Here is a 26,049-nt window from a genome sequence, read left to right as displayed (position 1 = left end):
TTACTTGCAGTCGGTGCGGCGGGCAATCTTCTTGTCCGCCAAATACTTGTCGCCATGCTCCTTGACCAGCGGGTCCAGCACCTTGGCGTCGGCCTGGTACCAGTCGGAGCTGTACTGCCAGTTCTTGCCATCCCAGGCGTAGACGCGGGCGGCGCTGGAGCCCATGTGGTTGGCGCAGCTGGTGGACATGGGCTGCATCACGCCGTCAAAGCCCAGTTCCTTGAGGCGCTTGGCGTCGAGCTTGAGGTTTTCCATGCCCCAGCGCACCTGCTCGCCGGTCATGACCTTGCCCTTGCCGAACTTCTCTTGCGCGACACGCACGGCCTCGATGGCCAGCATCTGGGTGATGACGCCGTGCACATAGAGCACGGTGCCCACTTCGTCCTTGGGGCCTGTGCCTTGCTTGGCGTCATGCACCAGCTTCAGCAGGTCTTGCATCACCTTGGACGAGGTGCCATGGCCGTAGAGCGAGAGCGCGTTAAAGCCCTTGGCGCCATCGCCCACATCACGCACGGCAGGCTCGGTGCCGCCCCACCACACGCTGTACATCTTCTCGCGCGGGAAGCCCGTGGCCTGGGCCTCCTTGAGGGCGGTGGCATTCATCACGCCCCAGCCCCACAGCAGCAGGTAATCGGGCCGGTTCTGGCGCACCTGCAGCCAGGTGGATTTTTGCTCCACGCCGGGTGCCGTCACCGGCATCAGCTGCAGGTCAAAGCCATGCATCTTGGCGCGTTTTTCCAGCAGGGGGATGGCGTCCTTGCCAAAGGGGCTGTCGTGGTAGACATAGGCGATCTTCTTGCCCTTGAGCTTGTCCAGGCCGCCGGCCTGCTTGCCCAGATGCTGGATCAGGATGTCGGCGCCGGTCCAGTAGCTGCCGAGGAAGGGAAAGTTCCACTGGAAGGCATTGCCGTCCTGGGAGATGGACAGGCCGTAGCCCTGGGTCATCAGCGGGATCTTGTCGACCGGGGCTTTTTCGGTCAGCGCAAAGGTGATGCCGGTGGCCAGAGGCTCGACCACAGCCACACCAGGGCGGGTCTTGAGGCGTTCATAGCATTCCACGCCGCGGTCGGTGGCGTAGGCGGTTTCGCATTCCTCGTAAGTGAGCTTGACGCCATTGATGCCGCCATCGCGTGCATTGATGAGCTTGATGTAGTCGACCTTGCCGTTGGACCATGGAATCCCATAGGCCGCATAGGCTCCCGTGCGGTAGGTCAGCTGCGGGAAGAATTGCTCGTTGGCTTGGGCCGATGCCGTAGTGGCAAAGCCTGCGCCTGCTGCAACCAAGGCGGTTGCCAGGGCCAGACGGGTGAACTTCATGGTTTGTCTCCTCACTTATGGAATGGTTTCAACGTCACCGAAAACGCGCATTGCGCGCATGCACACCTTGCAAACTCAACAGGGGATCAATGGGGGTCAATAAAGGGTCAATGCGGGAAGGGCCAGACACGCAGCTTTTGCTTGCCGGTGGACCACAGCTTGGCGATGCCGTGGGGCTCCACGATCAGGAACCACACGATCAGGCCGCCGAAGATGATGAGTTCGGCGTGGGAGATGCCCGCCGTGGAAATGCTCATGCCGAACAGACCAGCCAGGGCAGGCAGCACCAGGTTCAGCACAATGGGCAGGACCACGATGAAGGCCGCGCCAAAGAAGCTGCCCATGATGGAGCCCAGGCCGCCGATGATGACCATGAACAGCAGCTTGAACGAGATGTCCACCGAGAAGGCCGCAGGCTCCCAGGCACCCAGGTGCACAAAGCCCCACAGTGCCCCGGCCACGCCGACGATGAAGGAGCTGACCGCAAACGCGCTGAGCTTGGCGTACATGGGGCGGATGCCGATCACGCTGGCCGCCACGTCCATATCGCGGATGGCCATCCACTCGCGGCCGATGGCGCCGCGCACCAGGTTCTTGGCCAGCAGGGCCAGCACCACCAGCACGGCCAGGCAGAACAGGTATTTGGACTGTGCCGACTGGATGGCCATGCCGAAGACTTCCAGGTTGTTCACCGAGACCGAGCCCGAGGGCGAGTCGTTGGTGAACCACTTGATGCGCAAGAACATCCAGTCGCTGAAGAACTGCGCCGCCAGCGTGGCCACGGCCAGGTACAGGCCCTTGACGCGCAGGCTGGGCAGGCCGAACAAGATGCCGAAGAAGGTGGCGCACAGACCGCCCAGAATCAGTGCCGGAATCAGGGGCATGCCGGGCATGCGCACCACGAAGTTGTAGGCACCGTAGGCACCCACAGCCATGAAGGCGCCCGAGCCCAGTGAGATCTGGCCGCAATAGCCCACCAAAATATTCACGCCCAGGGCGGCCAGCGACATGATGACCAGCGGGGTCAGGATCGCCAGGTAGAAGTAGTCGGTGGCGAACATGGGCACCACCAGAAAGGCCGCAAGAATCAGCGCCAGAATGGCGACCTTGTCCTGGCGGATGGTGAAGATCTGCTGGTCCGCACGGTAGCTGGTTTTGAACTGACCGTTTTCACGATAGAACATGTCTCTCTCCTAATTTTTTTCTTGCTGGAAGATCACGGTTTGCACTGATCTTTTAGCGGCGGCGTGCAGCGCACGCCTTGCTGGAAGATCATCCTTTGCGCTGTGCGCAAAGACCCCTCCGGGGTGATCGCTTGTTTCACACACGATCGATGATCTTTTCACCAAACAGACCTTGCGGTCTGAACAGCAGGAACACCAGGGCCAGCACATAGGCGAACCAGATCTCGATGCCACCGCCCACATAGGGGCCCAGGTAGACCTCGGAGAGCTTCTCGCCCACGCCGATGATCAGGCCGCCGATGATGGCGCCGGGCACCGAAGTCAGACCGCCCAGAATGACCACGGGCAGGGCACGCAGTGCGACGGTGGTGAGCGTGAACTGCACGCCCAGCTTGGAGCCCCAGATCATCCCGGCCACCAGGGCCACGATGCCGGCCACGCACCAGACGATGACCCAGATGCGGTTCAGCGGAATGCCGATGGACTGGGCGGCCTGGTGGTCATCGGCCACGGCGCGCAGGGCGCGGCCGGTGCTGGTTTTCTGGAAGAACAGGGACAGGGCGGCCACCAGGCAGGCGGCGATCACGGCAGCGATCACGTCTTCCTGGTTGACCATCACGCCGCCGTCGAACACCGAATCCAGCAGGAACACGGGGTCCTTGGGCATGCCGATGTCGATCTTGTAGATCTCGCTGCCGAACAGGGTCTGGCCCACACCTTCCATGAAGTAGGTGATGCCCAGGGTGGCCATCAGCAGCGTGGCTGCATCCTGGTTCACCAGGTGGCGCAGCACCAGACGCTCAATGACCCAGGCGCAGACAAACATGATGGCGGCGGCGATGACAAAGGCCGCCGTATTCGCCAGCAGCTTGCTTTCGATGCCGGTCCACTGCGGAATCCATTCCGCAAAACGTGCCATGGCCAGGGCTGCAAACAGCACCATGGCGCCCTGGGCAAAGTTAAAGACGCCAGAGGCCTTGAAGATCAGCACAAAGCCCAGCGCCACCAGGGCGTAGAGCATGCCGGCCATCAGGCCGCCAAACAGGGTTTCGAGAAAGAAGGCCATAGATTTGCTCTCATTCAGATTCGGTTGCCGCAAGCAAAGGCGCGAGAAGTAAAGCCTGGGGCGCAGCGCATAAAACTGGCACAGCCCAGCTCAGAGACAGCGAGCAAGGGCCGCCCCGCCGCGTCACCCCTCAGCGAGGATTTCGTCTCCCTGTTTCCCAATTTCAGGGGAAGGTGCCGCAGGCGACTCAGGGGGTGTCCCATCTCAATGACTCGTGCCGAGATAGGCACGGATCACGTCTTCGTTGTTGCGCACCTCGTCGGGCGCGCCGTCGCCAATCTTCTTGCCGTAATCCAGCACCACCACGCGGTCGCTGATGTCCATCACCACGCCCATGTCGTGCTCGATCAGCACGATGGTGGTGCCGAATTCGTCGTTCACGTCTAGGATGAAGCGGCACATGTCCTGCTTCTCTTCCACGTTCATGCCGGCCATGGGTTCATCCAGTAGCAGCACCTGCGGCTCCATGGCCAGTGCGCGGCCCAGGTCCACGCGTTTTTGCAGGCCGTAGGGCAGCTGGCCCACGGGGGTCTTGCGATAGGCCTGGATTTCGAGGAAGTCGATGATGTGCTCGACAAATTCGCGGTGGGCGATCTCTTCTTTTTCCGCCGGGCCTATGCGCAGGGCCTGCATCAAAATATTGCTTTTGATCTTCAGGTTGCGGCCGGTCATGATGTTGTCGATCACGCTCATGCCCTTGAACAGCGCCAGGTTCTGGAAGGTACGGGCCACGCCCATCTCGGCCACCTGGCGGCTGTTCATGTGGTCGAACTTCTGACCACGGAAGGTGATGGAGCCTTCGGACGGTGTGTAGACCCCGTTGATGCAGTTGAGCATGGAGCTCTTGCCGGCGCCATTGGGGCCGATGATGGAGCGGATCTCATGCTCGCGCACATTGAACGAGATGTCGGTCAAGGCCTTCACCCCGCCGAAGCGCAGGCTGATGTTCTGGATGTCCAAGATGACATCGCCGATGTTCTTGTCTGTCATGGCTGCTGGTCTTTTTGCGGTCAGGCGGCAAGGGTGGCCGGGTGGATCTTGGCGTCCAGAATCTGGAGCGTGGCGCTGACAGAGCCGGTGCGCCCGTCTTCAAACTTGACCTGGGTCTCGATGAACTGCGCGGTGCGGCCATCATAGAGCGCGTCCACCAGCACGCCGTACTTGTCGGCGATGAAGTTGCGGCGCACCTTGCGGGTGCGGGTCAGCTCGTCGTCATCGGGGTCCAGCTCCTTGTGCAGCACCAAAAAGCGTGCCACCTGGGTGTCGGCCATGCCGGCTTCGGAGGCCAGGTCGGCGTTGACCTCGCCTATGCACTCGGCCACCAGCTCCAGCACCTTGGCCTTGGAGGCCAGGTCCACATAGCCGCCATAGGGAATGTTCTGGCGCTCGGCCCAGTTGCCCACGGCTTCGTAGTCGATATTGATGAAGGCGCAGACCTGGTCGCGGCCATTGCCAAAGCACACGGCTTCCTTGATGTGGGGGAAGAACTTGAGCTTGTTCTCGATGTAGTTGGGCGCAAACATGGCGCCGGTGTTGGTCTTGCCCACGTCCTTGGCGCGGTCGATGATGCGCAGGTGGCCGTCGGCGTCCAGCACGCCGGCGTCACCGGTGTGGAAATAGCCGTTTTCGTCAATGACTTCGGCCGTGGCGTCGGGGCGCTTGTAGTACTCCTTGAGCACCGACACGCCCTTGACCAGTACCTCGCCGTTGTCGGCAATCTTCAGCTCGATGCCGGGCGCGGCCTGGCCCACGGTGTTGAGCTTGACCTGGCCGTTTTTCTGGATGCAGACATAGGCGCAGGTTTCGGTCTGGCCATAGAGCTGCTTGAGGTTGATGCCGATGGAGCGGAAAAACCGAAACAGGTCCGGGCCGATGGCGGCGCCCGCCGTATAGGCCACGCGGATGCGCGACAGCCCCATCACATTGCGCAGCGGTCCGTAGATCAGCAGGTCGCCCAGCTTGTATTTGATGCGGTCCAGCGCGCCCACGGGCTTGCCATCCAGGATGTCGGCGCCCACGCGCTTGGCCAGCTGCATGCATTGGGCATACAGCCAGCGCTTGGCGGGTGCGGCGTCTTCCATGCGGATGGAGACCGAGGTCAGCATGCCTTCAAACACGCGCGGCGGGGCAAAGTAATAGCTGGGGCCAATCTCGCGCAGGTCGATGTTGACCGTGGCTGCTGACTCGGGGCAGTTGATGGTGAAGCCGGCCACCATCCATTGCGCCAGCGAGAACAAATGATCGCCCACCCAGGCCGGTGGCAGATAGGAGATGACGTTGTCCGACGGCGTCAGGTTGTCCACTTCCACGGCGCCCTGGGCCGAGCCCACAAAGCTGCTGTGCGTCTGGCAGACGCCCTTGGGCTTGCCGGTGGTGCCCGAGGTGTAGAGGATGACGGAGACATCGCTGGTCTTGACCTGCTGAACCAAGGTATCCCAGGCGCCGGGATGGGCCTGGTCCCAGGCGCGGCCACGCTCCTTGAGCTGTTCCACGCTGATCAGGCCGGGCTGGTCGTATTTGCGCAGGCCGCGTGGGTCGTCATAGATGATGTGGCGAATGCTGGGCACGGTCTCGCGCACTTCCAGCAGCTTGTCCACCTGCTCTTGGTTTTCGGCAAAGGCGAATGCGATGTCGGCATCCTGCATGACGAAAGTCATTTCCTGGGCCACGGCATCCTGGTAGAGCGGAATGGGCACGGCGCCCAGGCTCTGCACGGCCACAAAGCCCATATACAGATGGGGCCGGTTGTCGCTGATGAAGGCCAGGTTCTGGCCCTTGCTCAGGCCCAGGTCGGCCAGGCCGCAGGCGAAGGCGCGCACATCGCGAGCGACTTCCTCCCAGGTCCAGGTTTGCCATATGCCGTACTCCTTTTCACGCAGCGCGGGCGCCTGGGGGCGTTCGGCGGCGTGCTTCAGAAGCAGATGCGGGAATGTGCTGCTCATTCCGGTTCCTCACAGGATGCTGGTTGCTGGCCATGGCGCCGGATCAAGGTCCGACACCAGCGGGGTATTGCCGTGATAGTAGGAATCGATTTGACGTCTGGTTGTCTTTGCGACGACTTTCCGGGGGAAACTCCTGATCGGGAAAACGCGCTCGACTTGTCGGACGATGGCGGAAATCGCCACCCGGCCCTTGCGCCAAATCAGTGGGTGGCGTTCACGTTGCGCAGTGCAGGCCAGGTTTTTGCAGACTACCGGCCGTCGGTTTGTGGTGTTGTCTGCTTGCGGCGAAGCAAAATTTGCATACAAGCCTGGGGGAAAACCCAATGTTTGTGAGGGTGCAGAACAGGCCATGCTCAGGCACTATGTCTTCGTCACCGCCTCTTCACCAACGCCGCCGCAGTCCCACGCCCCATGAGCTGGATGGAATCCCCTGGCTGCGCCTGCTCCAGCCCGCCGAGCGCGAGCGGGCCGTGGTCGATCTGCAGGTGGTCGAGGTCGAGACCGGCGAGCTGATCTGCACCATGGGCCGCGCCGTCACCTACTGGATGGGTTTGACCGAGGGGCTGCTCAAGATGAGCGCCGACAACGCCCAGGGCCTGACCATGACGTTCACCGGCGTTCCCCCCGGGGGCTGGTTCGGCGAGGGCACGGTGCTCAAGCGCGAAACCTACCGCTACAACATCCAGGCCCTGCGCAAAAGCGTGGTGGCTGGCCTGCCGGTGGATACGTTTCACTGGTTGCTGGACCACTCCATCGGTTTCAACCGCTTTGTCATGAACCAGCTCAACGAGCGCCTGGGCCAGTTCATCGCCGCACGCGAGATTGACCGCCTCAACAACCCCGAGGTGCGCGTAGCCCGCAGCCTGGCGGCCTTGTTCAATCCCGTGCTCTACCCCGGCGTGGGGCTGGTGTTGCGCATCACCCAGCAGGAACTGGCCTATCTGGTGGGCCTGTCGCGCCAGCGCGTCAACGAGGCCCTGGCCGCGCTGGAGGCCGAAGGCGTGATCCAGGTGGAGTACGGCGGCCTGCGTGTGCTGGACCTGACAGCACTGCGCAACCGGGTGTTTGAACCGGACCGTGCCCTCACAAAGACCCGCATCGACAAGGTGCACAAGAGCCAGGTGAGCGGTGGGGAATCCGCAGTGGCGCGACAATAGCGCCCCCATGTCCTCGACACCACCCAAATCCAACGATGCGGACCATTCCGCATCCCGGGCCACGCTGCGCGTGAAAGCCCCTGCCGCCGCGCCTGCCGCGGCGCCCGCAGCCCGCAAGCCCGGCCCCCGTGCCGGCGGCAAAGACTCCGGTGCGCCCCGCGCTGGCGCTGGCCGTCGCGACGACCGTCCCCGCCGGGATGACAGCCGTGGCGACCGCGAGGGCTATGCGCCCCGCGCCGACCGTGGCGATCGCAACGAGCGCTTTGAGCGTGAAGGCCGTCCCAGCCGCCCCTATGCGCCGCGTGACGGCCAAGGCGGCGCAGGCCGCGACCAGCGCAACGAAGGCGGCTTTGGCCGCCCGGATCGCCCCTACCAGCCCCGCCGCGATGACCGTGGTGATGGCCCGCGCGGCGACGGTTTCCGTGGTGATCGCGAAGGTTTTGCACCCCGTGCAGACCGAGGCGACCGCGGCGGTGAGCGTTTTGAGCGCTCGGACCGCCCCAGCCGTCCTTACACACCGCGTGACGGCCAAGGCGGCGCAGGCCGCGACCCGCGCAATGAAGGCGGCTTTGGCCCCCCGGACCGCCCCTACCAGCCCCGCCGCGACGACCGCGGTGATGGCCCGCGCGGCGACAGTTTCCGTGGCGAGCGTGAGGGCTTTGCACCCCGTGCAGACCGAGGCGATCGCGGCGGTGACCGTTTCGAGCGTTCGGACCGCCCCAGCCGTCCTTATGCCTTGCGTGATGGCCAAGGCGGTGGCCGCGATCGTGAGCAGCGCAACGAAGGCGGCTTTGGCCGCCCGGATCGCCCCTACCAGCCCCGCCGCGATGACCGTGGCGATGGCCCGCGCGGCGACGGTTTCCGTGGTGATCGCGAAGGCTTTGCCCCTCGCGCAGACCGAGGCGATCGCGGCGGTGACCGTTTCGAGCGTTCGGATCGCCCCAGCCGTCCTTACGCCCCGCGTGACGGTCAAGGCGCAGGCCGCGATCGTGAGCAGCGCAGCGAAGGCGGCTTTGGCCGTGCGGATCGCCCCTACCAGCCCCGCCGCGATGACCGTGGCGATGGCCCGCGTGGTGACCGCCAAGGCTTTGCCCCCCGTGCAGACCTTGGTGGCGATCGCGGTGGTGACCGCTTCGAGCGTTCGGATCGCCCTAGCCGCCCTTACGCACCGCGTGACGGTGAGCGCAGCGAACGCCGCCCCTATGGCGACGACCGCGCGCCACGCCAGGACAACCGCAGCCGCGAGGACTTCCGTGCCGAGCGCCGTGCTGGCCCCAAGCCCGGTGAAGAGCGCTCTTACGGCGGCATCCGCACCTACCGCGCACCCGAAGGGCTGGGCGGCAAGGCGGCACCGGTGAAGATCATCCGCCCCGAGCCCGAGGAACCCCGTGCTGACGCGCGCCCCGGTGAGTCCCGCATCAACAAGCGCATGGCCGAGCTGGGCATGTGCTCGCGCCGCGAGGCCGATGAGTGGGTGGAAAACGGCTGGGTCAAGGTCAATGGTGCCGTGGCCGTGATGGGTCAGATGGTGGTGGCCAGCGACCGCATCGAGATCGACCGTGCCGCCCAGGACCGCCAGGAGCAGCAGGTCACCATCCTGATCCACAAGCCCATGGGCTATGTCAGCGGCCAGGCCGAAGACGGTCACGAGCCCGCCGTGGTGCTGATCAACCCACAGTCGCGCTGGAACCACGACACCAGCAAGACCCACTTCAACTTCAGCCAGCTCAAGGGCCTGGCACCTTGTGGTCGCCTGGACATCGACTCCGTGGGCTTGCTGGTGCTGACCCAGGACGGCCGTGTGGCCCGCCAGATCATTGGCGAGGACTCCACCATGGACAAGGAGTACCTGGTGCGCGTGACCTATGAAGGCCGTGAAGTGGACATCCAGTCCGTCTTCCCGGCCGAGCAGCTGGCACGCCTGCGCCATGGCCTGGAGCTGGATGGCGAGCCGCTGCAACCCGCCCAGGTGGACTGGCAAAACCCCGAGCAGCTGCGCTTTGTGCTGACCGAGGGCAAGAAGCGCCAGATTCGCCGCATGTGCGAACAGGTGGGCCTGTATGTGGTGGGCCTCAAGCGCATCCGTATCGGCAAGGTGGTGCTGGGCAATCTGCCCGTGGGCCAATGGCGCTATCTGGGCGCCGACGAGCAGTTTTAAGTCTCAATCTGCTGGATGTGGCGCCTCGTGATGAGGCGCCCATACGGTGCTTGATGCTTTGTTGCGTGCCCTGGCCGTATGCCCATACTGTCTGCGGGCCCGCGCCGCGCCAGAAGCACCGTCTGGGCGTTGTGGGCTGAGGTGGAGTGGTTGCGCAATGGCAGCCGCCCGCTCCGGCCGGCATTGGTCCGGGACTGTGGACCCTACTGTTCTGCAAACAAGAAAAGGAGCGCATCAAGCGCTCCTTTTTTATTTTTCTGAGTAGATGCGGTCTATGCAGGCAGTTCCTCAAGAACAGGCATGTCGTGCCCATGGAGACTTTGTATCTGCATCAAAAGATGGGCTTGACCCAGTCGCCTAAAACCGGCGCAGTCCAGGCCTCACAGACAGCGAGGCTGTTGTCTCCAGGGCACGCTGTGCACAGGCGAAGACCTAGTTTGATGCAGAAGCCTGTAAAACTGGCGCGCTTCACACCAGCAGACAGCGAGCAAGGGCCGCCCCGCAGCGAGGCTGTCGTCCCCCTGAGGGGGAAGCCGCGCAGCGGCTCAGGGGGAGGTCAGACTTGCATTCCCATGATGTCGCTATAGGCCTGGACCAAGCGGTTGCGCACATGCAGCGAAGCCTGGAAACCGATCTGCGCCTTTTGCATGGCCACCATGGTTTCTTCCAGGCTGACGGCCGGGTTTTCCAGCTGCACTTCTTTTTGCATGTGCGAAGAATGGTTTTGCGCTGCGCTGACCGAGCGCAGAGCGCTTTCCAGCTCGGCGCTGAAGCCGTGGCCCTGGGCCTCGGCCTTTTGCAGCGGGCGGGTCAGCTTGCTGGCCAGATCGGCGCCGGCAGAGACGGGAGAGGTCGCGCTGTTGAGACGGAGGTCCATGGTGTATTCCTGGTCGTAGCTGGAGTAATGTGAGCAATCGTAAGTGCGACCGGGCTGGCGCAGCTGGGGGAATAAAGCGGAAAAGCCGCGCCTTATTGGGCGAACGTAGATGGCAGGAATTTGAATAATCGGCAACACGTTGGGCTCCGTGTCGGGCCCACTCTTTCTGTTTTGGAAGATCCCATGTCAGCTGTCGCACAAGTCCCTGTTGCCGAGAATTCACCGCCCGCAGTCACCCAGGCATCTGCCATGCCCGCACAGTGGCAGCAGCGCCTGAACGGCATGGACCGTGGCCAACGCCTGCGCTGGGGGATCGTGGCGGCGCTGGTGGTGGCCGGTCTGGCAGCCGCTTTCTTCTACAGCCGCCAGCCTGACTACCGCGTGCTGTTTTCCAACCTCAGCGACAAGGATGGCGGTGCCATCGTGGCCCAGTTGACGGGCATGAACGTGCCTTATAAGTACACCGAAGGCGGCGGCGCCATCATGATTCCGGGTGACCGCGTGCATGACGTGCGCCTGAAGCTGGCCACGCAAGGCCTGCCCAAGGGATCGGTCTCGGGCTTCGAGATCATGGAAGGCAGCAAATTCGGCATCACCCAGTTTCAGGAGCGGGTGAACTACCAGCGCGCGCTGGAAGGCGAGCTGACGCGCTCCATCCAAGGCCTGTCGGCGGTGCAAGGTGCCCGCGTGCACCTGGCCCTGCCCAACCAGAACGGTTTTTTCCGTGAGCAGCAAAAGCCCACGGCCTCGGTGTTGCTGACCCTCTACCCCGGCCGCGTGCTGGACCGCACCCAGATTGCCGGCATCGTGCACCTGGTGTCCTCCAGCGTGCCGGAGATGCTGCCCTCGGCCGTGAGCGTGCTGGACGACAGCGGCAAGCTGCTGTCGCAGTCGCCGGATGGCAAGGACACTGCTGTGGATCTGCAGCAGCTGATGTTCCAGCAGCAGCTGGAAAAGCAGTACACCCAACGCATTCTGGACATTCTGGAGCCCGTGGTGGGCAAGGGCAATGTCAAGGCCCAGGTGACGGCCGAGCTGGATTTCTCCCAGACCGAATCCACCACTGAGCAACACAATCCCAACCAGGGTCAGGCGCCCAGCGCGGTGCGCAGCCAGCAGACAGTGGAGAGCACGGGCGAACAAAAGCCCCAGCCGCCCACGGGTGTGCCCGGTGCCACCAGCAACCAGCCGCCACAGCCCAACCAGGCACCGATCAACAACAACGCGGCCCCTGTGCTGCAGGCCGCGAATGGCCCGCAGAAGGCGGATTTCATGGCCATTCCCGGCAGCAAGCGTGAGTCGGTGACCAATTACGAGGTGGACAAGACCGTGCGCGTGACCCGCAACAGCACCGGTGGCGTCAAGCGCCTGACCGCGGCCGTGGTGGTGAACTATCTGCCGGTGGCCGCAGTGGCCGGTGAAGAGGCTGCCGCGCCCAAGGCGCTGCCGGCCGAGCAGCAGGCCCAGATGCTGGCCCTGGTGCGCGAAACCATTGGCTTTAACAGCGAGCGTGGTGACTCGGTGAACCTGATGAACACCCCCTTCCTGGTGGAGAAGGTGCAGCATGTGGACCTGCCGCTGTGGCGCCAGCCTGAAACCATCGAGCTGGCCAAGACCCTGGCCTGGCCCGTGGGCCTGGGCGTGGCTGCTGCCGTGCTGCTGCTGGGCATGCTGCTGCGCCGTCGCAAGCAGAAGAAGCAAGAAGCCACGGCCGTGGACCTGGTGGCTGCCGACGAGCTGGAGCGTCCCGCATTGGCGGCTCCGCTGGAGCCGGGCCAGCCCTCGCAAGAGCAGGTTCGCCTGGAGCAGGCACGTGCCCTGGCCAAGCAGAACCCGATTGCCGTGGCCAATATCGTCAAGACCTGGATCAATGGCGAGGCGTCCTGACCCGACTCCTTGATTGCACACCACACACAAAGAGATTTTTATGGACGATCGTGGTCTGAATGACGCCGCCATTTTGTTGATGTCCCTGGGCGAGGAAGAGGCGGCCGAGGTGTTCAAGCACCTGTCGCCCAAGGAAGTGCAGAAGCTGGGCGAAACCATCGCCCGCATGCGCGGCGTGTCGCGTGAAAAAGTGGACTTCGTGATTGCCCGTTTCACCGACGACTGCGCGGCGCAAAGCCTGTTGGTGGAAGACGCCAGCGACTACGTGAAGTCGGTGCTGCGGCGCGCCCTGGGTGATGACAAGGCGGCGCTGCTGCTGGACCGCATCTTGCAAGGCGGCGATGTCTCCGGCATCGAAAGCCTGAAGTGGATGGACCCGGTGTCGGTGGCCGAGCTGCTGCGCAACGAACACCCGCAAATCGTGGCCGCCATTCTGGTGCACCTGGAATTCGAGCAGGCAGCGGCCGTGCTGATGCAACTGCCCGAGCGCCTGCGCAGCGAAGTGATGCTGCGCGTGGCCACGCTGGAAGGCATTCAGCCTTCGGCCCTGAAGGACCTCAACGAGGTGCTCTACAAGGTGCTGGCCGGCGGCGACAAGATTCGCAAGACCTCGCTGGGCGGGGTCAAGACGGCGGCGGAAATCATCAACCAGTTGGGTGGCAACGCCGATGTGGCGGTGCTGGACACCATCCGCAACTACGACGCCGACCTGGCGCAGAAGATCATGGACAAGATGTTCGTGTTCGACGACCTGGTCAAGCTGGACGACCGTTCGCTGCAGCTGGTGCTGCGCGAGGTGCCGTCCGAGACGCTGATCGTCTCCCTCAAGGGCGGCTCCATGGAAGTGCGCGACAAGATTCTGGCCAATATGTCCATGCGTGCGGCCGCAGCGCTGCGCGAGGATCTGGAGTCGCGTGGCCCCATGCGCCTGTCGGAAGTGGAAGCGCAGCAGAAGGAAATCCTGAAGGTGGTGCGTCGTCTGGCCGACGAGAACCAGATCAGTCTGGGCAGCGGTGCGGAAGACAGCTTCGTCTGAGGAAATGGGCATGACAACACGCACCACCAACCATTACGCGCGCTTCATCCCCAGCGAGGAAATCGACGGTCAGGCCGTGCGCCAATGGCGCTTCGAAAGCGTGGAGCATTCCCGCTCCGGCAATGGCGCAGCCCTGCTGCCGGAGCTGGACACGCTACAAGACCTGTTGGCGCCTCAGCCTCCCGTTGTGCCTCCCGAGATGGAGATGCCGCTCGACGAGCAAGTCGTGCAGGTGCCAGAAGAAGAGGTGCTGGAACGCTTGGAGCTGACGCGCCAGGACGCACATGCAGCAGGCTATCAGCAGGGGCTGGAGCTGGGTCACAGCCAGGGACAGCAGGAAGGCCAGCAACAAGCGGCTGCCGAGTGGCAGCAGAAGCTGCAGGACTACCAGGCGCAGCAAGGCCAGCAGATTGCACAGCAGCTGCAAGGCGTGTTGCAGTCTGCACAGCGCGAGGTGCAGAACATGCAGCAGCGCATGGCCCCCGATGTGCTGCAACTGGCCTGCGATATCGCCCGCCAGGTGGTGCGCCAGGAGCTGCGCAGCAACCCCCAGGCGCTGCTGCCTGTGGTGCGCGAGGCCCTGGACATGATGTCGGCGGAATCCAAGCCGGCCACGGTGCGCCTCAACCCCCAGGACTGGGCGCAGCTGCAGACCACCTTGAAGGCCGAGTTCCCGCAACCCAAGATCGAGTGGCTGGTGGATGCCAGTGTGGCCCCGGGCGACTGCAAGGTGGAGAGCGCGGGTGCGCAGGTCGATGGAAGTCTGGAACGACGCTGGCAGCGTGCCGTGGCGGCCCTGGGCCTGGTGTCGACCTGGTATGACGGAGCGCCGCATGGCCAATGAAACACAGACCGTGCCGGAGCAGCTGCAGCAGATGCTGGAGCTGGCGCGGGCGCGGGTCAACCAGCCTCTGCCCTTGCACAGCCATGGCACGCTGACCCGATTGACGGGCCTGGTGCTGGAGGCCTCGGGCCTGCGCGTGCCGGTGGGCTCGCAATGTCATTTGCAGATGCCGGGCCAGGAGCCCGTGCTGGCCGAGGTGGTGGGCTTTGCCGGTGAACGTGCCTTTCTGATGCCGGCAGGCGATATCCAGGGCCTGTCCTGCGGTGCCACGGTGACGCCGGCCGAGCCCTATGTATCTCCGCTGCGATTGGGGGACACCGAGGTGCCCTCGCTTGCCACGGGTCTGCTGCGCCTGCCCATGGGCGATGGCCTGCTGGGCCGGGTGGTGGATTCGCAGGGTACGCCGCTGGACCATGCGGGCCCGTTGTCGAATGTGCAGGCCCAGCCACTGGACCGCGAACCCATCAACGCCATGGAGCGTTCGCCGGTGCGCGAAAGCCTGGATACCGGTGTGCGCGCCATCAACGCACTGTTGACGGTGGGGCGCGGTCAGCGTCTGGGTCTGTTTGCCGGCTCGGGCGTGGGCAAATCGGTGCTGCTGGGCATGATGGCGCGCTTCACGCAGGCCGACATCATCGTGGTGGGCCTGATTGGTGAGCGCGGCCGCGAAGTCAAGGAATTCGTGGAAGACATTCTGGGCGCCCAGGATCGATCGCGCGCCGTGGTGGTGGCCGCCCCGGCCGATGCGCCGCCGCTGCTGCGCATGCAGGGCGCCAGCTATGCCACGGCGATTGCCGAATATTTTCGCGACCAGGGCAAGCATGTGCTGCTGCTGATGGATTCGCTCACCCGCTATGCCCAGGCACAGCGCGAGATTGCACTGGCCATTGGGGAACCACCGGCCACCAAGGGCTATCCACCTTCCTGCTTTGCCAAGTTGCCGGCCCTGGTCGAGCGCAGTGGCAACGGCCTGCATGGCGTGGGCTCCATCACGGCTTTCTACACCGTGCTGTCCGAAGGAGATGACCAGCAGGACCCGATTGCCGATGCCTCGCGCGCCATTTTGGATGGCCACTTTGTGCTCTCGCGTGCACTGGCCGAGCAGGGACATTACCCCGCCATCGACATTGAGCAATCTGCCTCCCGGGTGATGCACAACGTGGTGCCCCGAGAGCATTTCGACCTAGCTAGGCGGTTTAGGGCCGTCTATTCCTGCTATCAAAAGAGTAGGGATTTGATACAAGTAGGGGCTTATGCGAGTGGCTCGGATCCAGCAGTGGACGAGGCCATCCGCCTGCAGCCCGCGATGGTGAATTTCCTGCAGCAGTCCATGTTTGATGCTGCGCCCATGGAGTCAAGCCTGGTGGACATGGCGGCGGTACTGGAGCAGGCCTGAGCGGACAAGTAAAGGAAAAGGCAGATGTCATCATTGCACGCACTGACGGTGGCCATTGAGATGGCGACACGCAAACGCGACGAGGCGAGAAACGCCCTGCGCGAGCGCCAGCGTGCCTCGGAGGCTGCGCAGTCGCAAATGGAGCAGCTGCAAAACTATGTCCTGGAAATGCAGCAGCGTTGGGCGCCACAGGAAGGCGCGCAGCTGAAGCTGGAAGTGATGTACCACCATGAGCAATTCATGGCCCGGCTGCAGCACGCGATTCAGCTGCAGACCAAGGTGGTGCAAGACCAGGCCCTGCGCCTGGAGGCTTCCCAGAAAGCGTTGATGGCGACCGAGCTGCGTTTGACCAGCCTGAACAAGGTGGTGGAAACGCGTCGCCGCGATATCGTGCTGGCGCAGATGCGCCGCGAGCAAAAACAGACGGATGAACGTGCGGCCCTGCAGTTCATCGGACGCACTTTCGGCATGCAGTTTCAGGAGGCCTGACCATGGCTGTCACCACCCCCATTCCCACAGCGGTCACCACGGCAGGCTCCAAGCCCGCCGAGGGTGCTGCATCGCTACGCAAGAGTCGCAGCGGCGATGCCGAGGGCGCAGAGTTGCCAGATGGCGGCGCCGGCTTTTCGCGGCTGCTGCAGGCAGCCGGGCTGCCGGTTGCGGTGGCACAAACCGTGACGGAGGTCGCCCAGGCTGCAAAAAGCGTGGTGACCGAGGTCGTGCCCGCGCCGGTGGAGGACGCCGCGACGCAGATGCTGCCCTGGGTCGGTGATATGGCCTGGACGGCCGTGCACAGCCTGGTGGGGCAGACAGCACAGCTGGACCAGTCGGGTGATGTGTCCGTGCGCAACGGCACCCATTTGCAGGCAAGGCTGGAGGCCGGAGACCCCTTGGGGCTGTCGCACCAGTCCATGTTGGCGCACAGCGCCGGTGCCACCCCGGTGGTGGCACAGGGTGTGGCCACGTTGGCGGAGGCCGCTTCCCAGGCTGCAGGCCAGCCATTGGGGCAGGCGATGCAGGCCGGTATGGCTGCCAGCGCGCTGACCCAGGCAGCCGGACAGGCGTTGGACGATGTGGCGGCAGCCATGCAAATGGATGGCGATGCCATGCAGCGCGGCGAGCGCGCAGGCGAAGGCCGCGTGGCGTTGGATGGGCAATGGGTGGCGGTGGACCGCCAGGCCCAGCCTGCCGAGGCCATGCAGCGGCTGATGGGGCAGATGTCGCAATTTCTGGCGGCCACGGGCGCACCGGAGGCCGCAGGCCTGCGTCGCGCGGGCAGCAAGTCGGCGGATGACAGTGGCAGCGCGGTGACCGATGCCGCAGCGGCGCAAGGCCATTTGGCTGGTGGCAGCGGGCGCCTGCTGGACAGCGCCGTGGCACAGGCTGCGGCCAGCCAGCAAGCCCAAGGTGATACCCAGGGGGCACAGGCCGAGCCGGACATGGCGTTCTGGATGAATGCCCGGCAGCAGCGGGCCGAGCTGGTGCTGGAGCGCGATGGCGCGCCGGTGCGGGTGCAGGTGGCTTTGGATGGCAATACGGCCCACATCACCTTCCGCAGCGATGCCGAGACTACCCGCAGCCAGTTGGACGCCAGCCTGTCCCAATTGCGGGACATGCTGGCCGCGCAGGGTGTGGAGCTGGCAGGGGTGCAGGTGCAAACCCAGGCCGGCGGTGGGCAGGCAGGGAGCGACCGCCAGCAGCCGGGCTTTATGCCCGATGGCGCACAGCGTGTGCGGCTGCGCGGCGTGGGTCTGGAAGGCGTGGAGCCGCAGATGGTGGCTGCAAGCGCGGCACGCACAGCGCAAGGAGTGGATGTTTTTGCCTGAGTGCGTGCGAGAATCCAGGTATTCCAAGGTAATGGGGCGCAGGTTGCGCCCCTTTTTTATGGAATCTTTCGCCAGCCAGGGCCATGATGGAGCGGTCCGGCCAGCGGTGCGGGCACTGCCAAACCGGGGTTGGCGCTGCGTTGCCGCCCTTGCCAGGGACGCCGAAGAATGTGAGCCGTGGGGATTGGGCGATGTTTGGGCGCTTTATTCTGGCTATGATTTCCGCTGCGCCCGGAATAATTGGCGTCCAAAGGCCCGTATGGGGCTTGACGTTGAGCATTTTGTTGACTGCCGCGAGGGAGAGGATCACTCTGAAGATGCAGAGCGGTCTCCCGCCGGAGCCATGAATGCCAGCTTCCAAGCCGGGCAGTTCTTATTTTCCACCAAGGAATCCACACGTGTCCGCCAATACCTCTGCAGCACCGCCTGGCAAAGAGCCTGCCAAGAGCAAAAAACTGATCGTGATCGGCGCCGTTGTCGCATTGTTGGTGATTGTTGCGGCCGCTTTGGGCTTGTTCCTGGTGAACAAGCAGCGCCATGCCGCCGACGAGGACGGGGGCGAAACCAAGGCCGCTGCAGTGCAGGTGCCCACGTTCTTGCCCATGGAGAACATGGTGGTCAACCTGGCGGATGCCGGTGGTGACCGCTTTGCCCAGATCGGCATCACGCTGGAATTGCAAGACGAAAAGACCTCGACGGCCGTCAAGCAGTACATGCCCAGCATCCGCAACAGCGTGCTGATGCTGGTGTCTCAGCGCACGGCCGATGAGCTGCTACGCCGTGAAGGCAAGGAAAAGCTGGCGGCTGACATCCTGGCGGAAGTGGCCAGGCCGCTGGGCTTCAAGGGCACTGCGCCCCGCGCATCGGAAGACCGTGCGGACGAAGGTGACGACGAGTACGAAGAGCGCCCGCGCCGCCGCACCAGTCCGGTGCGCCGCGTGCTGTTCTCCAGCTTCATCATTCAGTAAGCGCGGGAGCCAGGGCCATGAGTGATTCCTTTCTCTCGCAAGAAGAAGTTGATGCCCTTCTGGAAGGGGTAACGGGGGAGAGTCAGAAGTCGGAGGTGGGCGACGTCGACGATACCGCCGTCCGCAACTACGATATCTCCAGCCAGGAACGGATTGTCCGTGGTCGTATGCCGACCATGGAAATCGTCAACGAGCGTTTTGCACGCAATTTCCGTATTGGACTGTTCAACTTCATCCGCCGCAGCCCCGAAGTCTCGGTGGGTACGGTGAGCGTGCAGCGCTACAGTGCTTTTCTGCGCCGCCTTGCGGTGCCGACCAATTTCAACATCGTGGCCATCCGCCCCTTGCGTGGCAACGGTCTGGTGGTGTGTGACCCCTCGCTGGTGTTCGGCATCATCGACACGCTGTATGGCGGCGCAGGCCGCTTGCAAACGCGTATCGAAGGCCGTGACTTTTCCGCCACCGAGCAGCGCGTGATCAACCGCCTGGTGGATGTGATCTGCGAGGAATACAAAAAAGCCTGGCACGGTATCTACCCGCTGGAGCTGGCTTACCAGCGCTCGGAAATGCAGCCGCAGTTTGCGAACATCGCCACGCCCAGCGAAATCGTGGTGTCCACCGCGTTCCAGCTGGAAATCGGCGACATCTCCGGCTCCATCCACATGTGCTATCCGTACGCCACGCTGGAGCCGATTCGCGACATCCTGTATTCGTCCACCCAGGGCGACTCCATGGAAGTGGACCGCCGCTGGGTGAAGGTGCTGACGCGCGAAATCCAGTCGGCCGAGGTGACGCTGGTGGCCGAGCTGGCCCGTGCCGATGCGACGGTGGAGCAGCTGCTGGCGATGAAGCCGGGCGATTTCATTGAATTAGACCGTGAGCCGCGTATCAAGGCGTCGATTGGCGGAGTGCCCGTCTTCGATTGCCAGTACGGGACTTACAACAACAAATACGCTATCCGCGTCGAGCAATGCCTGCGCGGTGTGGATGGGAACTGGACGGGAGAGAAGAATGGCAACTGAGCAAAACACCGGCGCTGGTGCGGGCGAGGGCGATGACCCGTTCTCGGACTGGGCAGAGGCAATGGACGAGCAGAAAAAGGTCGACGACCAATCTGTGCTCGATCCCGAACAGGGTGGCCCGCTCAGCGGCGATCCCGCCTATGCGCGAGGCACGGAAGTGCCGGTCAATGACATCAACATGGTGCTGGACATCCCCGTCCAGCTGTCGGTGGAACTGGGCCGCACCAAGGTGCCGATCAAGTACATCCTGCAACTGGCCCAGGGCTCGGTGGTGGAGCTGGACGCGTTGGCGGGTGAGCCCATGGACGTGTTGGTCAATGGCTACCTCATTGCCCAGGGCGAAGTGGTGGTGGTGAACGACAAGTTCGGTATCCGCCTGACCGACGTGGTGACACCATCCGAGCGCTTGCGCCGGGTCAGCCGTGGATAACACTGCCGCCGCGTCGGCCTCCAACTTCCAGACCATTGCGGTACTGGTGTTGTTTGTTGCCGTCATGGCGTCGCTGCCCTGGCTGCTGCGCCGCTGGCAGCAGCGGCAACTGGTGGCGCGGGGCGAGCAAGGTGTGCAGACGCAGGTCTTGTCCACCGTGTCGCTGTCACCTGGCCAGCGCATTGTGGTGGTGGAGGTGGGGCAGGGCGCACAGCGCACCCGCCTGGTGCTGGGCGTGACAGCGCAGAACATCCACTGCTTGCATGTACTGGAGGGCGGGCCAGCAGCTGTGGCCTCCGCATCGCAGGTATCGCCTGGGTTGCAGACATCGCAGGCTTCGTTCTCTCAGGCCATGGAGCAGATGGCTTCCCAAGAGTCGGCCAGGGGCCCTCAGTAACGCAGAGGCCGCGCATCTGCGCGGTCCAGGCTTTTTCTGCCTACCTTTCCGGAATCGTTTCCCATGCTTCGCACCTCCTCATTCGCACGTTGGACGGCCTGCACCCTGGCCTGTGCGGCATTGCCCGGGCTGGCCTGGGCACAGAATGCGCCCAGCCTGCCGCTGCTGATGGGGTCGGGCGGAGGCAGTACGAATTTTTCGGTGCCCATCCAGACGCTGCTGTTCTTTACGGCGCTGTCGTTTCTGCCGGCCATTTTGTTGATGATGACGGGCTTTACCCGCATCGTCATCGTGCTGGGCCTGCTGCGCCAGGCCCTGGGCACACAGTCCTCGCCGCCCAATCAGGTGGTGATTGGGCTGTCGCTGTTCCTGACGCTTTTTGTCATGGGGCCGACGCTGGACAAGGTCTACGCCGATGCCTACCAGCCCTATAGCAAGGGCACGATTACGTTTGAAGAAGCCGTGGACAAGGCCCAACTGCCCATGCGTGACTTCATGCAGCGCCAGACGCGCCAGTCCGACTATGCGCTGTTTGCCCGTCTGGCCAAGCTGCCTGCGGAGACCAAGATCGAGGACGCGCCCTTCCGTGTGGTGGTGCCGTCTTTTGTGATCAGCGAGCTGAAAACGGCATTCCAGATCGGCTTCATGATCTTCATTCCGTTTCTGATCATCGACATGGTGGTGTCATCCATTTTGATGTCGCTGGGCATGATGATGCTGTCACCGGTGCTGGTGGCGCTGCCCTTCAAGATCATGTTGTTTGTACTGGCCGATGGCTGGAACCTGTTGATAGGTTCGCTTGCTGCCAGTTTTGCCATCTAGCCATTAGGAGCTGCCATGAACGCGCAAATGGTGCTGACGTTTGGCCGAGAGGCGCTGACGATGCTGCTGATGATTGCACTGCCCGTGCTGCTGACCGTGATGGCCGTGGGCCTGGTGGTGAGTATTTTCCAGGCGGTAACGCAGATCAATGAGAACACCTTGTCCTTTGTGCCCAAGCTGGTCGCAGCGGTGCTGGTGTTCCTGATTGCCGGGCCGTGGATGATCAGCACGCTGGTGGACTTTATCCGCCGCACCATAGAGAGCATTCCGCTGGCGCTGGGCTGACGCCTGCCTGCGGCCCGCTTTTATTTTTCACAGGCAATCCCCGGTGTTTGGTTTTTCCGAGCCGCAAATCATGGCCTGGCTGTCGCCGGTGTTCTGGCCGTTTTTGCGCACCCTGGCCATGTTCGCTGTGGCGCCCGTGTTCTCGCAGCGCGCCATCCCCATGCGGGCCAAGGTGGCCATGGCCTTTGTGATTGCGCTGTGTGCCCAGGCCACGCTGATCGACCAGCCCGTGGTCAGCGTCAACTCACCCGATGCGCTGGGCGTGGTGCTGCAGCAGGTAGGTGTGGGCCTGGCCATCGGCTTTGCGGCCCGCCTGGCGATTGCCGCCGTCGAGGTGGCGGGCGAGCTGGTGGGCCTGCAGATGGGCCTGAACTTCGCCTCTTTCTTCGACCCGGTCAGCAATGCACAGCTCAGTGCCGTATCGCGGTTTCTGGTGCAGATCTTCACGCTGCTGTTTGTGGCCATCAACGGTCATCTGGTGGTGCTGATGGCCGTGATCAACAGCTACCAGGCCTTTCCGGTGGATGGCAACTTCATGCATGCGGTGTCGCAGATGCGCATTCACGCGCTGGGCTCGGCCATCTTCTCCAGCGCGCTGTGGATTGCCCTGCCCATGATGGCGCTGCTGCTGTTTGTGAACCTGACCATGGGCATCATCTCGCGCATTGCGCCGCAGATGAATATTTTTGCCGTGGGCTTTCCGGTCACGCTGACGGTGGGCATGCTGGGCATCACGGCCACGCTGCCCATGATGGAGCAGCCACTGCTGCGGCTGTTTGAGCAGACGCTGGGGATTTTTGGGGCGGTGAGCTTTTGAAGAGCTCCCCCTGAGCGGCTGCGCCGCTTCCCCCTCTCTCACGCTAAGCGTAGGAGGGGGACGGCACCAGCGCGGCGGGGCGGCCCTTGCGCGGTGCCCTGGCCTGGGCTTCGCCAGTTTCTGTGCCGCTGACATATCCTCAGCAGCATAGCGATGCCCTCGAAAAAGAGAGCACCCATCGCTTTTAGTCATTCGTCTTCTGTATGATTTTCATCGTAAAGCCATGCATTCAAAGCAGCGATAGCTCCTATTTTTACGTTGCTCACTGGGCAAAACCCGCAGCTGATTTGCAAGCCCCCTGCCAGCTTGGGTGGGCAAGATGCGGTGCATGAAGCTAGCCCTGATCTCCGACATCCACGCCAATCGCCAGGCTCTGACGGCCTGCCTGGAACATGCCCGTGCCCAGGGCGCCACGCGCATTGCCTTGCTGGGCGATCTGGTCGGCTATGGCGGTGAGCCCGCTGCCGTGCTGGAGCAGGTGATGCAGGAGGTGGCCCAGGGCGCCTGGGCCGTGCAAGGCAACCACGATGCCATGGCCGTGTCCCCACCCGAGCAGGTGACCCATGTGGGCGCCCAGGGCGCGCAGTGGACGCATGACCAGCTCTCGGTCAGCCAACGCGACTTTCTGCGTGGCCTGCCGCTGACCCATCTGGCCGGCCAGGTGCTGCTGGTGCATGCCAGCGCCGACGGCCCCCAGCGCTGGCACTATGTGGACAACAGCGCCGCTGCCGAGCGCAGCATGAGTGCGGCCACCCAGATCGACCCCAATATCCGCTATGTGTTCAGCGGCCATGTGCATGAGCAAGCGCTGTACTTCCTCACGCCCACGGCCAAGCTGATGCGTTTCACGCCCCAGCCCGGCGTGCCCGTACCGGTACCGCCTTACCGGCAATGGCTGGCCATCGTCGGCTCCTGCGGCCAGCCCCGCGATGGCGACACCCGCGCCATGTATGCGCTGTTCGACGAAATGGCCTTCACCCTGACCTTCCACCGCGTGGTCTATGACCACGAGGCGGCAGCCCGCGCCATACGCGCCACACCCATGCCAGCATCCTTTGCCCAGCGCCTGCAGGAGGGACGATGAAGAAACTGGAACCCGGCACCGAAATCGACGGTTTTCGCGTGATCGCCTGCATCCATGCCGGCGGCATGGCCCATATCTACGCCGTCGAATACGCCAACCCGCGCCAGGCGGAAAGCGGCCCGGGCTTTCCCATGGTGATGAAGATTCCGCGCATGACGGCGGGCGACGGGGCGGAGAACATCGTCAGCTTCGAGGTGGAGCTGCAAATTCACCCCGTGCTCAGCGGCCCCCATGTGCCCCACTTTGTGGCCGCCGGCGATTTGCTGCGCCTGCCCTATATCGTGATGGAGCAAGTCCATGGCCACACGCTGCAGCACTGGCTGGACCAGGCCGAACGCCCCGCCATCCACACCGTGGCCCAACTGGGCGCGGCCATGGCCCAGGCGGCGCACAGCCTGCACCAGCAAAACTGCTGCCACCTCGACCTCAAGCCCGGCAATGTGCTGATCAAGGACGACGGCACGGCCGTGCTGCTGGACTTTGGCCTGTCCTGCCACGCCCATTACCCCGACCTGCTGGCCGAGGAACTGCGCAAGGCTGTGGGCTCGCCCGCCTGGATGGCCCCCGAGCAGGTCGTGGGCGTGCGCGGTGATTTACGCAGCGACATTTTTTCCATCGGCGTGATGCTCTACGAGCTGGCCACGGGCGAGCTGCCCTTTGGCAATCCGGCCACCAATGGCGGCCTGCGCCAGCGCATGTGGATGGCGCCCGAGCCCCCGCGTGCGCTGCGGCCCGAGCTGCCGGAATGGCTGCAGGAAGTCATTCTGCGCTGCCTGGAACCCGAGGCCGCCCTGCGCTACCCCACGGCCGCGCAACTGGCTTTTGACCTGCTGCATCCCGAACAAGTGCCCTTGACCGAGCGCAGCCAGCGCCTGCAAGGCCTGTCTCTGGGCGCCAAGCTGCGCCGCTGGGTGCGCGCCGCCGGCATGGAGTACCGGCCCAGTCCCTTGCCCAGCGAGCAGATTGGCGAGCGCCCGATTCTGATGGTGGCCCTGCCCCACCAGGACGTGACGGATGCCACGCTGTATTCGCTGCGCCAGGCCGTGGCCCGTTCGCTGGGCATACGCCCCGGCGCGCGGCTGGCGGTGGTGACGGTGCTCTCGCCCTTGGCAAGCAGCACCTCGGACAGCAGCCGCAGCGAAACCACGCTGCACCGCCAGCACCGCTCCCGCCTCAAGCAATGGGCCCAGCCGCTGGATCTGCACAGCCATGGCGTCAGCTACCACGTGCTGGAGGCCACCGACGTGGCCCAGGCCCTGGTGCGCTATGCCGAGGGCAACAATGTGGGGCTGATGATTCTGGGCGCCGCCACCCACGGCCTGCAAATGCAGCGCCTGATTGCCACCGTGCCCATGCGCGTGGCGCGCGACGCGCCCTGCACCGTGATCCTGGTCAAGCAACATGTGCCGTTTGCGGCCCTGCATGGGCATGACAATGTGGCCGTATGAGCCATTCCGAATCCGCCTCCTCCCATCCCTATGACCAGCTGACGCCAGACGCCGTGCTGGACGCGCTGTGCGCCGTGGGGCTGATGCCCGACGGCCGCCTACAGGCCCTGGGCTCGTACGAGAACCGCGTCTACCAGGCCTGCCTGGATACGCCCGAGCAAGGCAGCGCCAAGGTGGTGGCCAAGTTCTACCGCCCCAGCCGCTGGAGCGCTCAGCAGATTGGCGAGGAGCACGCTTTCTCCCTGCAGCTGGCCCAGGCCGAAGTGCCGGTGGTGGCACCGCTGACCCTGGCAGGCCAGACGCTGCACCAGCATGCGGGCTTTGCCTTCAGCGTCAGCCCCTGGCGCGGCGGGCGCACGCCCGAGCTGGACGACTGGGACACGCTGGAATGGATTGGCCGCTTTCTGGCCCGCATCCACCAGGTGGGTGCACAGCAGCCCTTTGCCCACCGCCCGCCACTGAATGCCCAGCAACTGGGGCGCCAGCCGCTGCAGTGGCTGCTGGCCCATGCCGACATCCCACCCCATCTGCGCCAGCCCTGGCAGCAAGCGGCCGAAGCGGCAGTGGGCATGGCCGAAGCCGCGCTGGCGGCCCACCCTGCCACGCAGATTCGCCTGCATGGCGACTGCCACCCCGGCAATATTTTGTGGACCCCGCTGGACGACGAAGGCCGCGGTGGCCCGCACTTTGTCGACCTGGACGACGCCCGCATGGGCCCGGCCGTGCAAGACCTGTGGATGCTGCTGTCCGGCGACCGCATGCAGCGCAGCCAGCAGCTGTCCACCCTCGTCGAAGGCTATGAGCAGCTGCGCGACTTTGACCGCCGCGAGCTGTCCCTGATCGAGCCCCTGCGCACGCTGCGTCTCATCCACTACAGCGCCTGGCTGGCCCAGCGCTGGCAGGACCCAGCCTTTCCCCGCGCCTTTCCCTGGTTTGGCAGTGAGCACTACTGGCAGGAGCAGACCCAGATCCTGCAAGCCCAGCAACTGGCCATGGAAGAAGCACCGCTTTACATTTGATTGCGACTCTCCATGGCGCTGCGTGCCAACGGCACCCCATGAAACTGGCGCAGCCCACGTCAGGGCA

At 64.0% G+C, this 26,049-nt stretch carries 24 protein-coding genes; 18 read left to right on the top strand and 6 right to left on the bottom strand.

From position 1 onward, the window contains the following. The 5 genes from ACA027_RS02485 to ACA027_RS02465 form a co-directional block, all read right to left on the bottom strand. Complete coding sequence (locus tag ACA027_RS02485) at positions 1-1,317, bottom strand: ABC transporter substrate-binding protein (protein WP_370680834.1); 1,317 nt, start codon at positions 1,315-1,317, stop codon at positions 1-3. Between the two features lie 107 nt (positions 1,318-1,424). Continuing rightward, entirely contained in the window at positions 1,425-2,501 is a 1,077-nt protein-coding gene (locus tag ACA027_RS02480; protein ID WP_370680833.1) for a branched-chain amino acid ABC transporter permease, read from the bottom strand. Positions 2,502-2,637: 136 nt separating this feature from the next. Continuing rightward, positions 2,638-3,567, bottom strand: a complete 930-nt coding sequence (locus ACA027_RS02475; protein WP_370680832.1) for a branched-chain amino acid ABC transporter permease — start codon at positions 3,565-3,567, stop codon at positions 2,638-2,640. A gap of 204 nt (positions 3,568-3,771) precedes the next feature. After that, positions 3,772-4,557: an ABC transporter ATP-binding protein gene (locus tag ACA027_RS02470; RefSeq protein WP_370680831.1), complete on the bottom strand. Its 786-nt coding sequence runs from the start codon at positions 4,555-4,557 to the stop codon at positions 3,772-3,774. 20 nt (positions 4,558-4,577) lie between these two features. Beyond that, a complete protein-coding gene (locus tag ACA027_RS02465; protein WP_370680830.1) occupies positions 4,578-6,509 on the bottom strand; it encodes a long-chain fatty acid--CoA ligase in 1,932 nt (643 codons plus the stop codon). Between the two features lie 362 nt (positions 6,510-6,871). Here ACA027_RS02465 and ACA027_RS02460 point away from each other — a divergent pair, with 362 nt between their 5' ends. Next, positions 6,872-7,666, top strand: a complete 795-nt coding sequence (locus tag ACA027_RS02460) for a Crp/Fnr family transcriptional regulator (RefSeq protein ID WP_370680829.1) — start codon at positions 6,872-6,874, stop codon at positions 7,664-7,666. A gap of 7 nt (positions 7,667-7,673) precedes the next feature. Continuing rightward, positions 7,674-9,824, top strand: a complete 2,151-nt coding sequence (locus tag ACA027_RS02455) for a pseudouridine synthase (protein WP_370680828.1) — start codon at positions 7,674-7,676, stop codon at positions 9,822-9,824. A 556-nt stretch (positions 9,825-10,380) separates the two neighbouring features. Here ACA027_RS02455 and fliE read toward each other — a convergent pair. Next, complete coding sequence (gene fliE, locus ACA027_RS02450; protein WP_370680827.1) at positions 10,381-10,701, bottom strand: flagellar hook-basal body complex protein FliE; 321 nt, start codon at positions 10,699-10,701, stop codon at positions 10,381-10,383. Positions 10,702-10,884: 183 nt separating this feature from the next. Between fliE and fliF the strand changes: the two genes are divergently transcribed. The 16 genes from fliF to ACA027_RS02370 all read left to right on the top strand — a co-directional run bounded on the left by fliF (position 10,885) and on the right by ACA027_RS02370 (position 25,982). After that, positions 10,885-12,588, top strand: coding sequence for a flagellar basal-body MS-ring/collar protein FliF (gene fliF / locus ACA027_RS02445; protein WP_370680826.1), 1,704 nt, complete (start codon positions 10,885-10,887; stop codon positions 12,586-12,588). 40 nt (positions 12,589-12,628) lie between these two features. After that, a complete protein-coding gene (gene fliG / locus ACA027_RS02440; RefSeq protein WP_370680825.1) occupies positions 12,629-13,624 on the top strand; it encodes a flagellar motor switch protein FliG in 996 nt (331 codons plus the stop codon). Between the two features lie 10 nt (positions 13,625-13,634). Further along, positions 13,635-14,468, top strand: a complete 834-nt coding sequence (locus ACA027_RS02435) for a FliH/SctL family protein (protein ID WP_370680824.1) — start codon at positions 13,635-13,637, stop codon at positions 14,466-14,468. Further along, positions 14,458-15,864: a flagellar protein export ATPase FliI gene (fliI, locus tag ACA027_RS02430; RefSeq protein ID WP_370680823.1), complete on the top strand. Its 1,407-nt coding sequence runs from the start codon at positions 14,458-14,460 to the stop codon at positions 15,862-15,864. Before ACA027_RS02435 ends, fliI begins: the two co-directional genes overlap by 11 nt. 24 nt (positions 15,865-15,888) lie before the next feature. Further along, on the top strand, positions 15,889-16,353 hold the full coding sequence (fliJ, locus tag ACA027_RS02425) for a flagellar export protein FliJ (protein WP_370680822.1): 465 nt from the start codon (positions 15,889-15,891) through the stop codon (positions 16,351-16,353). Positions 16,354-16,355: 2 nt separating this feature from the next. Continuing rightward, positions 16,356-17,690: a flagellar hook-length control protein FliK gene (locus tag ACA027_RS02420; protein ID WP_370680821.1), complete on the top strand. Its 1,335-nt coding sequence runs from the start codon at positions 16,356-16,358 to the stop codon at positions 17,688-17,690. A 398-nt stretch (positions 17,691-18,088) separates the two neighbouring features. Next, on the top strand, positions 18,089-18,658 hold the full coding sequence (gene fliL / locus ACA027_RS02415; RefSeq protein WP_370680820.1) for a flagellar basal body-associated protein FliL: 570 nt from the start codon (positions 18,089-18,091) through the stop codon (positions 18,656-18,658). A gap of 17 nt (positions 18,659-18,675) precedes the next feature. Continuing rightward, positions 18,676-19,680 carry a flagellar motor switch protein FliM gene (gene fliM, locus ACA027_RS02410; protein WP_370680819.1) on the top strand — a complete coding sequence of 335 codons (1,005 nt, stop codon included), beginning with the start codon at positions 18,676-18,678 and terminating at the stop codon, positions 19,678-19,680. Continuing rightward, a complete protein-coding gene (fliN, locus tag ACA027_RS02405; RefSeq protein ID WP_370680818.1) occupies positions 19,670-20,110 on the top strand; it encodes a flagellar motor switch protein FliN in 441 nt (146 codons plus the stop codon). Before fliM ends, fliN begins: the two co-directional genes overlap by 11 nt. Continuing rightward, positions 20,103-20,507, top strand: coding sequence for a FliO/MopB family protein (locus ACA027_RS02400; RefSeq protein ID WP_370680817.1), 405 nt, complete (start codon positions 20,103-20,105; stop codon positions 20,505-20,507). The genes fliN and ACA027_RS02400 overlap by 8 nt, the downstream gene beginning before the upstream one ends. Positions 20,508-20,570: 63 nt before the next feature. Continuing rightward, positions 20,571-21,329 (top strand): flagellar type III secretion system pore protein FliP, encoded by a 759-nt coding sequence (fliP, locus tag ACA027_RS02395; protein WP_370680816.1) that lies wholly within the window; start codon positions 20,571-20,573, stop codon positions 21,327-21,329. Between the two features lie 15 nt (positions 21,330-21,344). Continuing rightward, positions 21,345-21,614 (top strand): flagellar biosynthesis protein FliQ, encoded by a 270-nt coding sequence (fliQ, locus tag ACA027_RS02390; RefSeq protein WP_370680815.1) that lies wholly within the window; start codon positions 21,345-21,347, stop codon positions 21,612-21,614. Between the two features lie 70 nt (positions 21,615-21,684). Further along, complete coding sequence (gene fliR / locus ACA027_RS02385; RefSeq protein ID WP_370682495.1) at positions 21,685-22,431, top strand: flagellar biosynthetic protein FliR; 747 nt, start codon at positions 21,685-21,687, stop codon at positions 22,429-22,431. 328 nt (positions 22,432-22,759) lie between these two features. After that, positions 22,760-23,515 (top strand): metallophosphoesterase, encoded by a 756-nt coding sequence (locus tag ACA027_RS02380; protein WP_370680814.1) that lies wholly within the window; start codon positions 22,760-22,762, stop codon positions 23,513-23,515. Next, positions 23,512-24,963: a protein kinase gene (locus ACA027_RS02375; protein ID WP_370680813.1), complete on the top strand. Its 1,452-nt coding sequence runs from the start codon at positions 23,512-23,514 to the stop codon at positions 24,961-24,963. Before ACA027_RS02380 ends, ACA027_RS02375 begins: the two co-directional genes overlap by 4 nt. Next, positions 24,960-25,982, top strand: coding sequence for a serine/threonine protein kinase (locus ACA027_RS02370; RefSeq protein WP_370680812.1), 1,023 nt, complete (start codon positions 24,960-24,962; stop codon positions 25,980-25,982). Before ACA027_RS02375 ends, ACA027_RS02370 begins: the two co-directional genes overlap by 4 nt. Positions 25,983-26,049 lie beyond the last annotated feature (67 nt).

This window comes from Comamonas sp. GB3 AK4-5 (genome assembly GCF_041320665.1).
In the GTDB taxonomy this organism is placed as follows: Bacteria; Pseudomonadota; Gammaproteobacteria; order Burkholderiales; family Burkholderiaceae_C; genus Comamonas.
This window is presented reverse-complemented; position numbering and strand designations above follow the sequence as displayed.

What these genes read in the sequence shown, in the direction of transcription:
- fliI (WP_370680823.1), top strand. Translation starts at nt 14,458, where the DNA reads ATGGCCAATGAAACACAGACCGTGCCGGAGCAGCTGCAGCAGATGCTG.
- fliG (WP_370680825.1), top strand. Translation starts at nt 12,629, where the DNA reads ATGGACGATCGTGGTCTGAATGACGCCGCCATTTTGTTGATGTCCCTG.
- fliE (WP_370680827.1), bottom strand. Translation starts at nt 10,701, where the DNA reads ATGGACCTCCGTCTCAACAGCGCGACCTCTCCCGTCTCTGCCGGCGCC.
- ACA027_RS02455 (WP_370680828.1), top strand. Translation starts at nt 7,674, where the DNA reads ATGTCCTCGACACCACCCAAATCCAACGATGCGGACCATTCCGCATCC.
- ACA027_RS02380 (WP_370680814.1), top strand. Translation starts at nt 22,760, where the DNA reads ATGAAGCTAGCCCTGATCTCCGACATCCACGCCAATCGCCAGGCTCTG.
- ACA027_RS02475 (WP_370680832.1), bottom strand. Translation starts at nt 3,567, where the DNA reads ATGGCCTTCTTTCTCGAAACCCTGTTTGGCGGCCTGATGGCCGGCATG.
- ACA027_RS02420 (WP_370680821.1), top strand. Translation starts at nt 16,356, where the DNA reads ATGGCTGTCACCACCCCCATTCCCACAGCGGTCACCACGGCAGGCTCC.
- fliR (WP_370682495.1), top strand. Translation starts at nt 21,685, where the DNA reads ATGGCCTGGCTGTCGCCGGTGTTCTGGCCGTTTTTGCGCACCCTGGCC.
- fliP (WP_370680816.1), top strand. Translation starts at nt 20,571, where the DNA reads ATGCTTCGCACCTCCTCATTCGCACGTTGGACGGCCTGCACCCTGGCC.
- ACA027_RS02465 (WP_370680830.1), bottom strand. Translation starts at nt 6,509, where the DNA reads ATGAGCAGCACATTCCCGCATCTGCTTCTGAAGCACGCCGCCGAACGC.
- ACA027_RS02485 (WP_370680834.1), bottom strand. Translation starts at nt 1,317, where the DNA reads ATGAAGTTCACCCGTCTGGCCCTGGCAACCGCCTTGGTTGCAGCAGGC.
- fliQ (WP_370680815.1), top strand. Translation starts at nt 21,345, where the DNA reads ATGAACGCGCAAATGGTGCTGACGTTTGGCCGAGAGGCGCTGACGATG.
- ACA027_RS02470 (WP_370680831.1), bottom strand. Translation starts at nt 4,557, where the DNA reads ATGACAGACAAGAACATCGGCGATGTCATCTTGGACATCCAGAACATC.
- fliM (WP_370680819.1), top strand. Translation starts at nt 18,676, where the DNA reads ATGAGTGATTCCTTTCTCTCGCAAGAAGAAGTTGATGCCCTTCTGGAA.
- fliJ (WP_370680822.1), top strand. Translation starts at nt 15,889, where the DNA reads ATGTCATCATTGCACGCACTGACGGTGGCCATTGAGATGGCGACACGC.
- ACA027_RS02435 (WP_370680824.1), top strand. Translation starts at nt 13,635, where the DNA reads ATGACAACACGCACCACCAACCATTACGCGCGCTTCATCCCCAGCGAG.
- ACA027_RS02460 (WP_370680829.1), top strand. Translation starts at nt 6,872, where the DNA reads ATGTCTTCGTCACCGCCTCTTCACCAACGCCGCCGCAGTCCCACGCCC.
- ACA027_RS02370 (WP_370680812.1), top strand. Translation starts at nt 24,960, where the DNA reads ATGAGCCATTCCGAATCCGCCTCCTCCCATCCCTATGACCAGCTGACG.
- fliF (WP_370680826.1), top strand. Translation starts at nt 10,885, where the DNA reads ATGTCAGCTGTCGCACAAGTCCCTGTTGCCGAGAATTCACCGCCCGCA.
- fliN (WP_370680818.1), top strand. Translation starts at nt 19,670, where the DNA reads ATGGCAACTGAGCAAAACACCGGCGCTGGTGCGGGCGAGGGCGATGAC.
- ACA027_RS02480 (WP_370680833.1), bottom strand. Translation starts at nt 2,501, where the DNA reads ATGTTCTATCGTGAAAACGGTCAGTTCAAAACCAGCTACCGTGCGGAC.
- ACA027_RS02375 (WP_370680813.1), top strand. Translation starts at nt 23,512, where the DNA reads ATGAAGAAACTGGAACCCGGCACCGAAATCGACGGTTTTCGCGTGATC.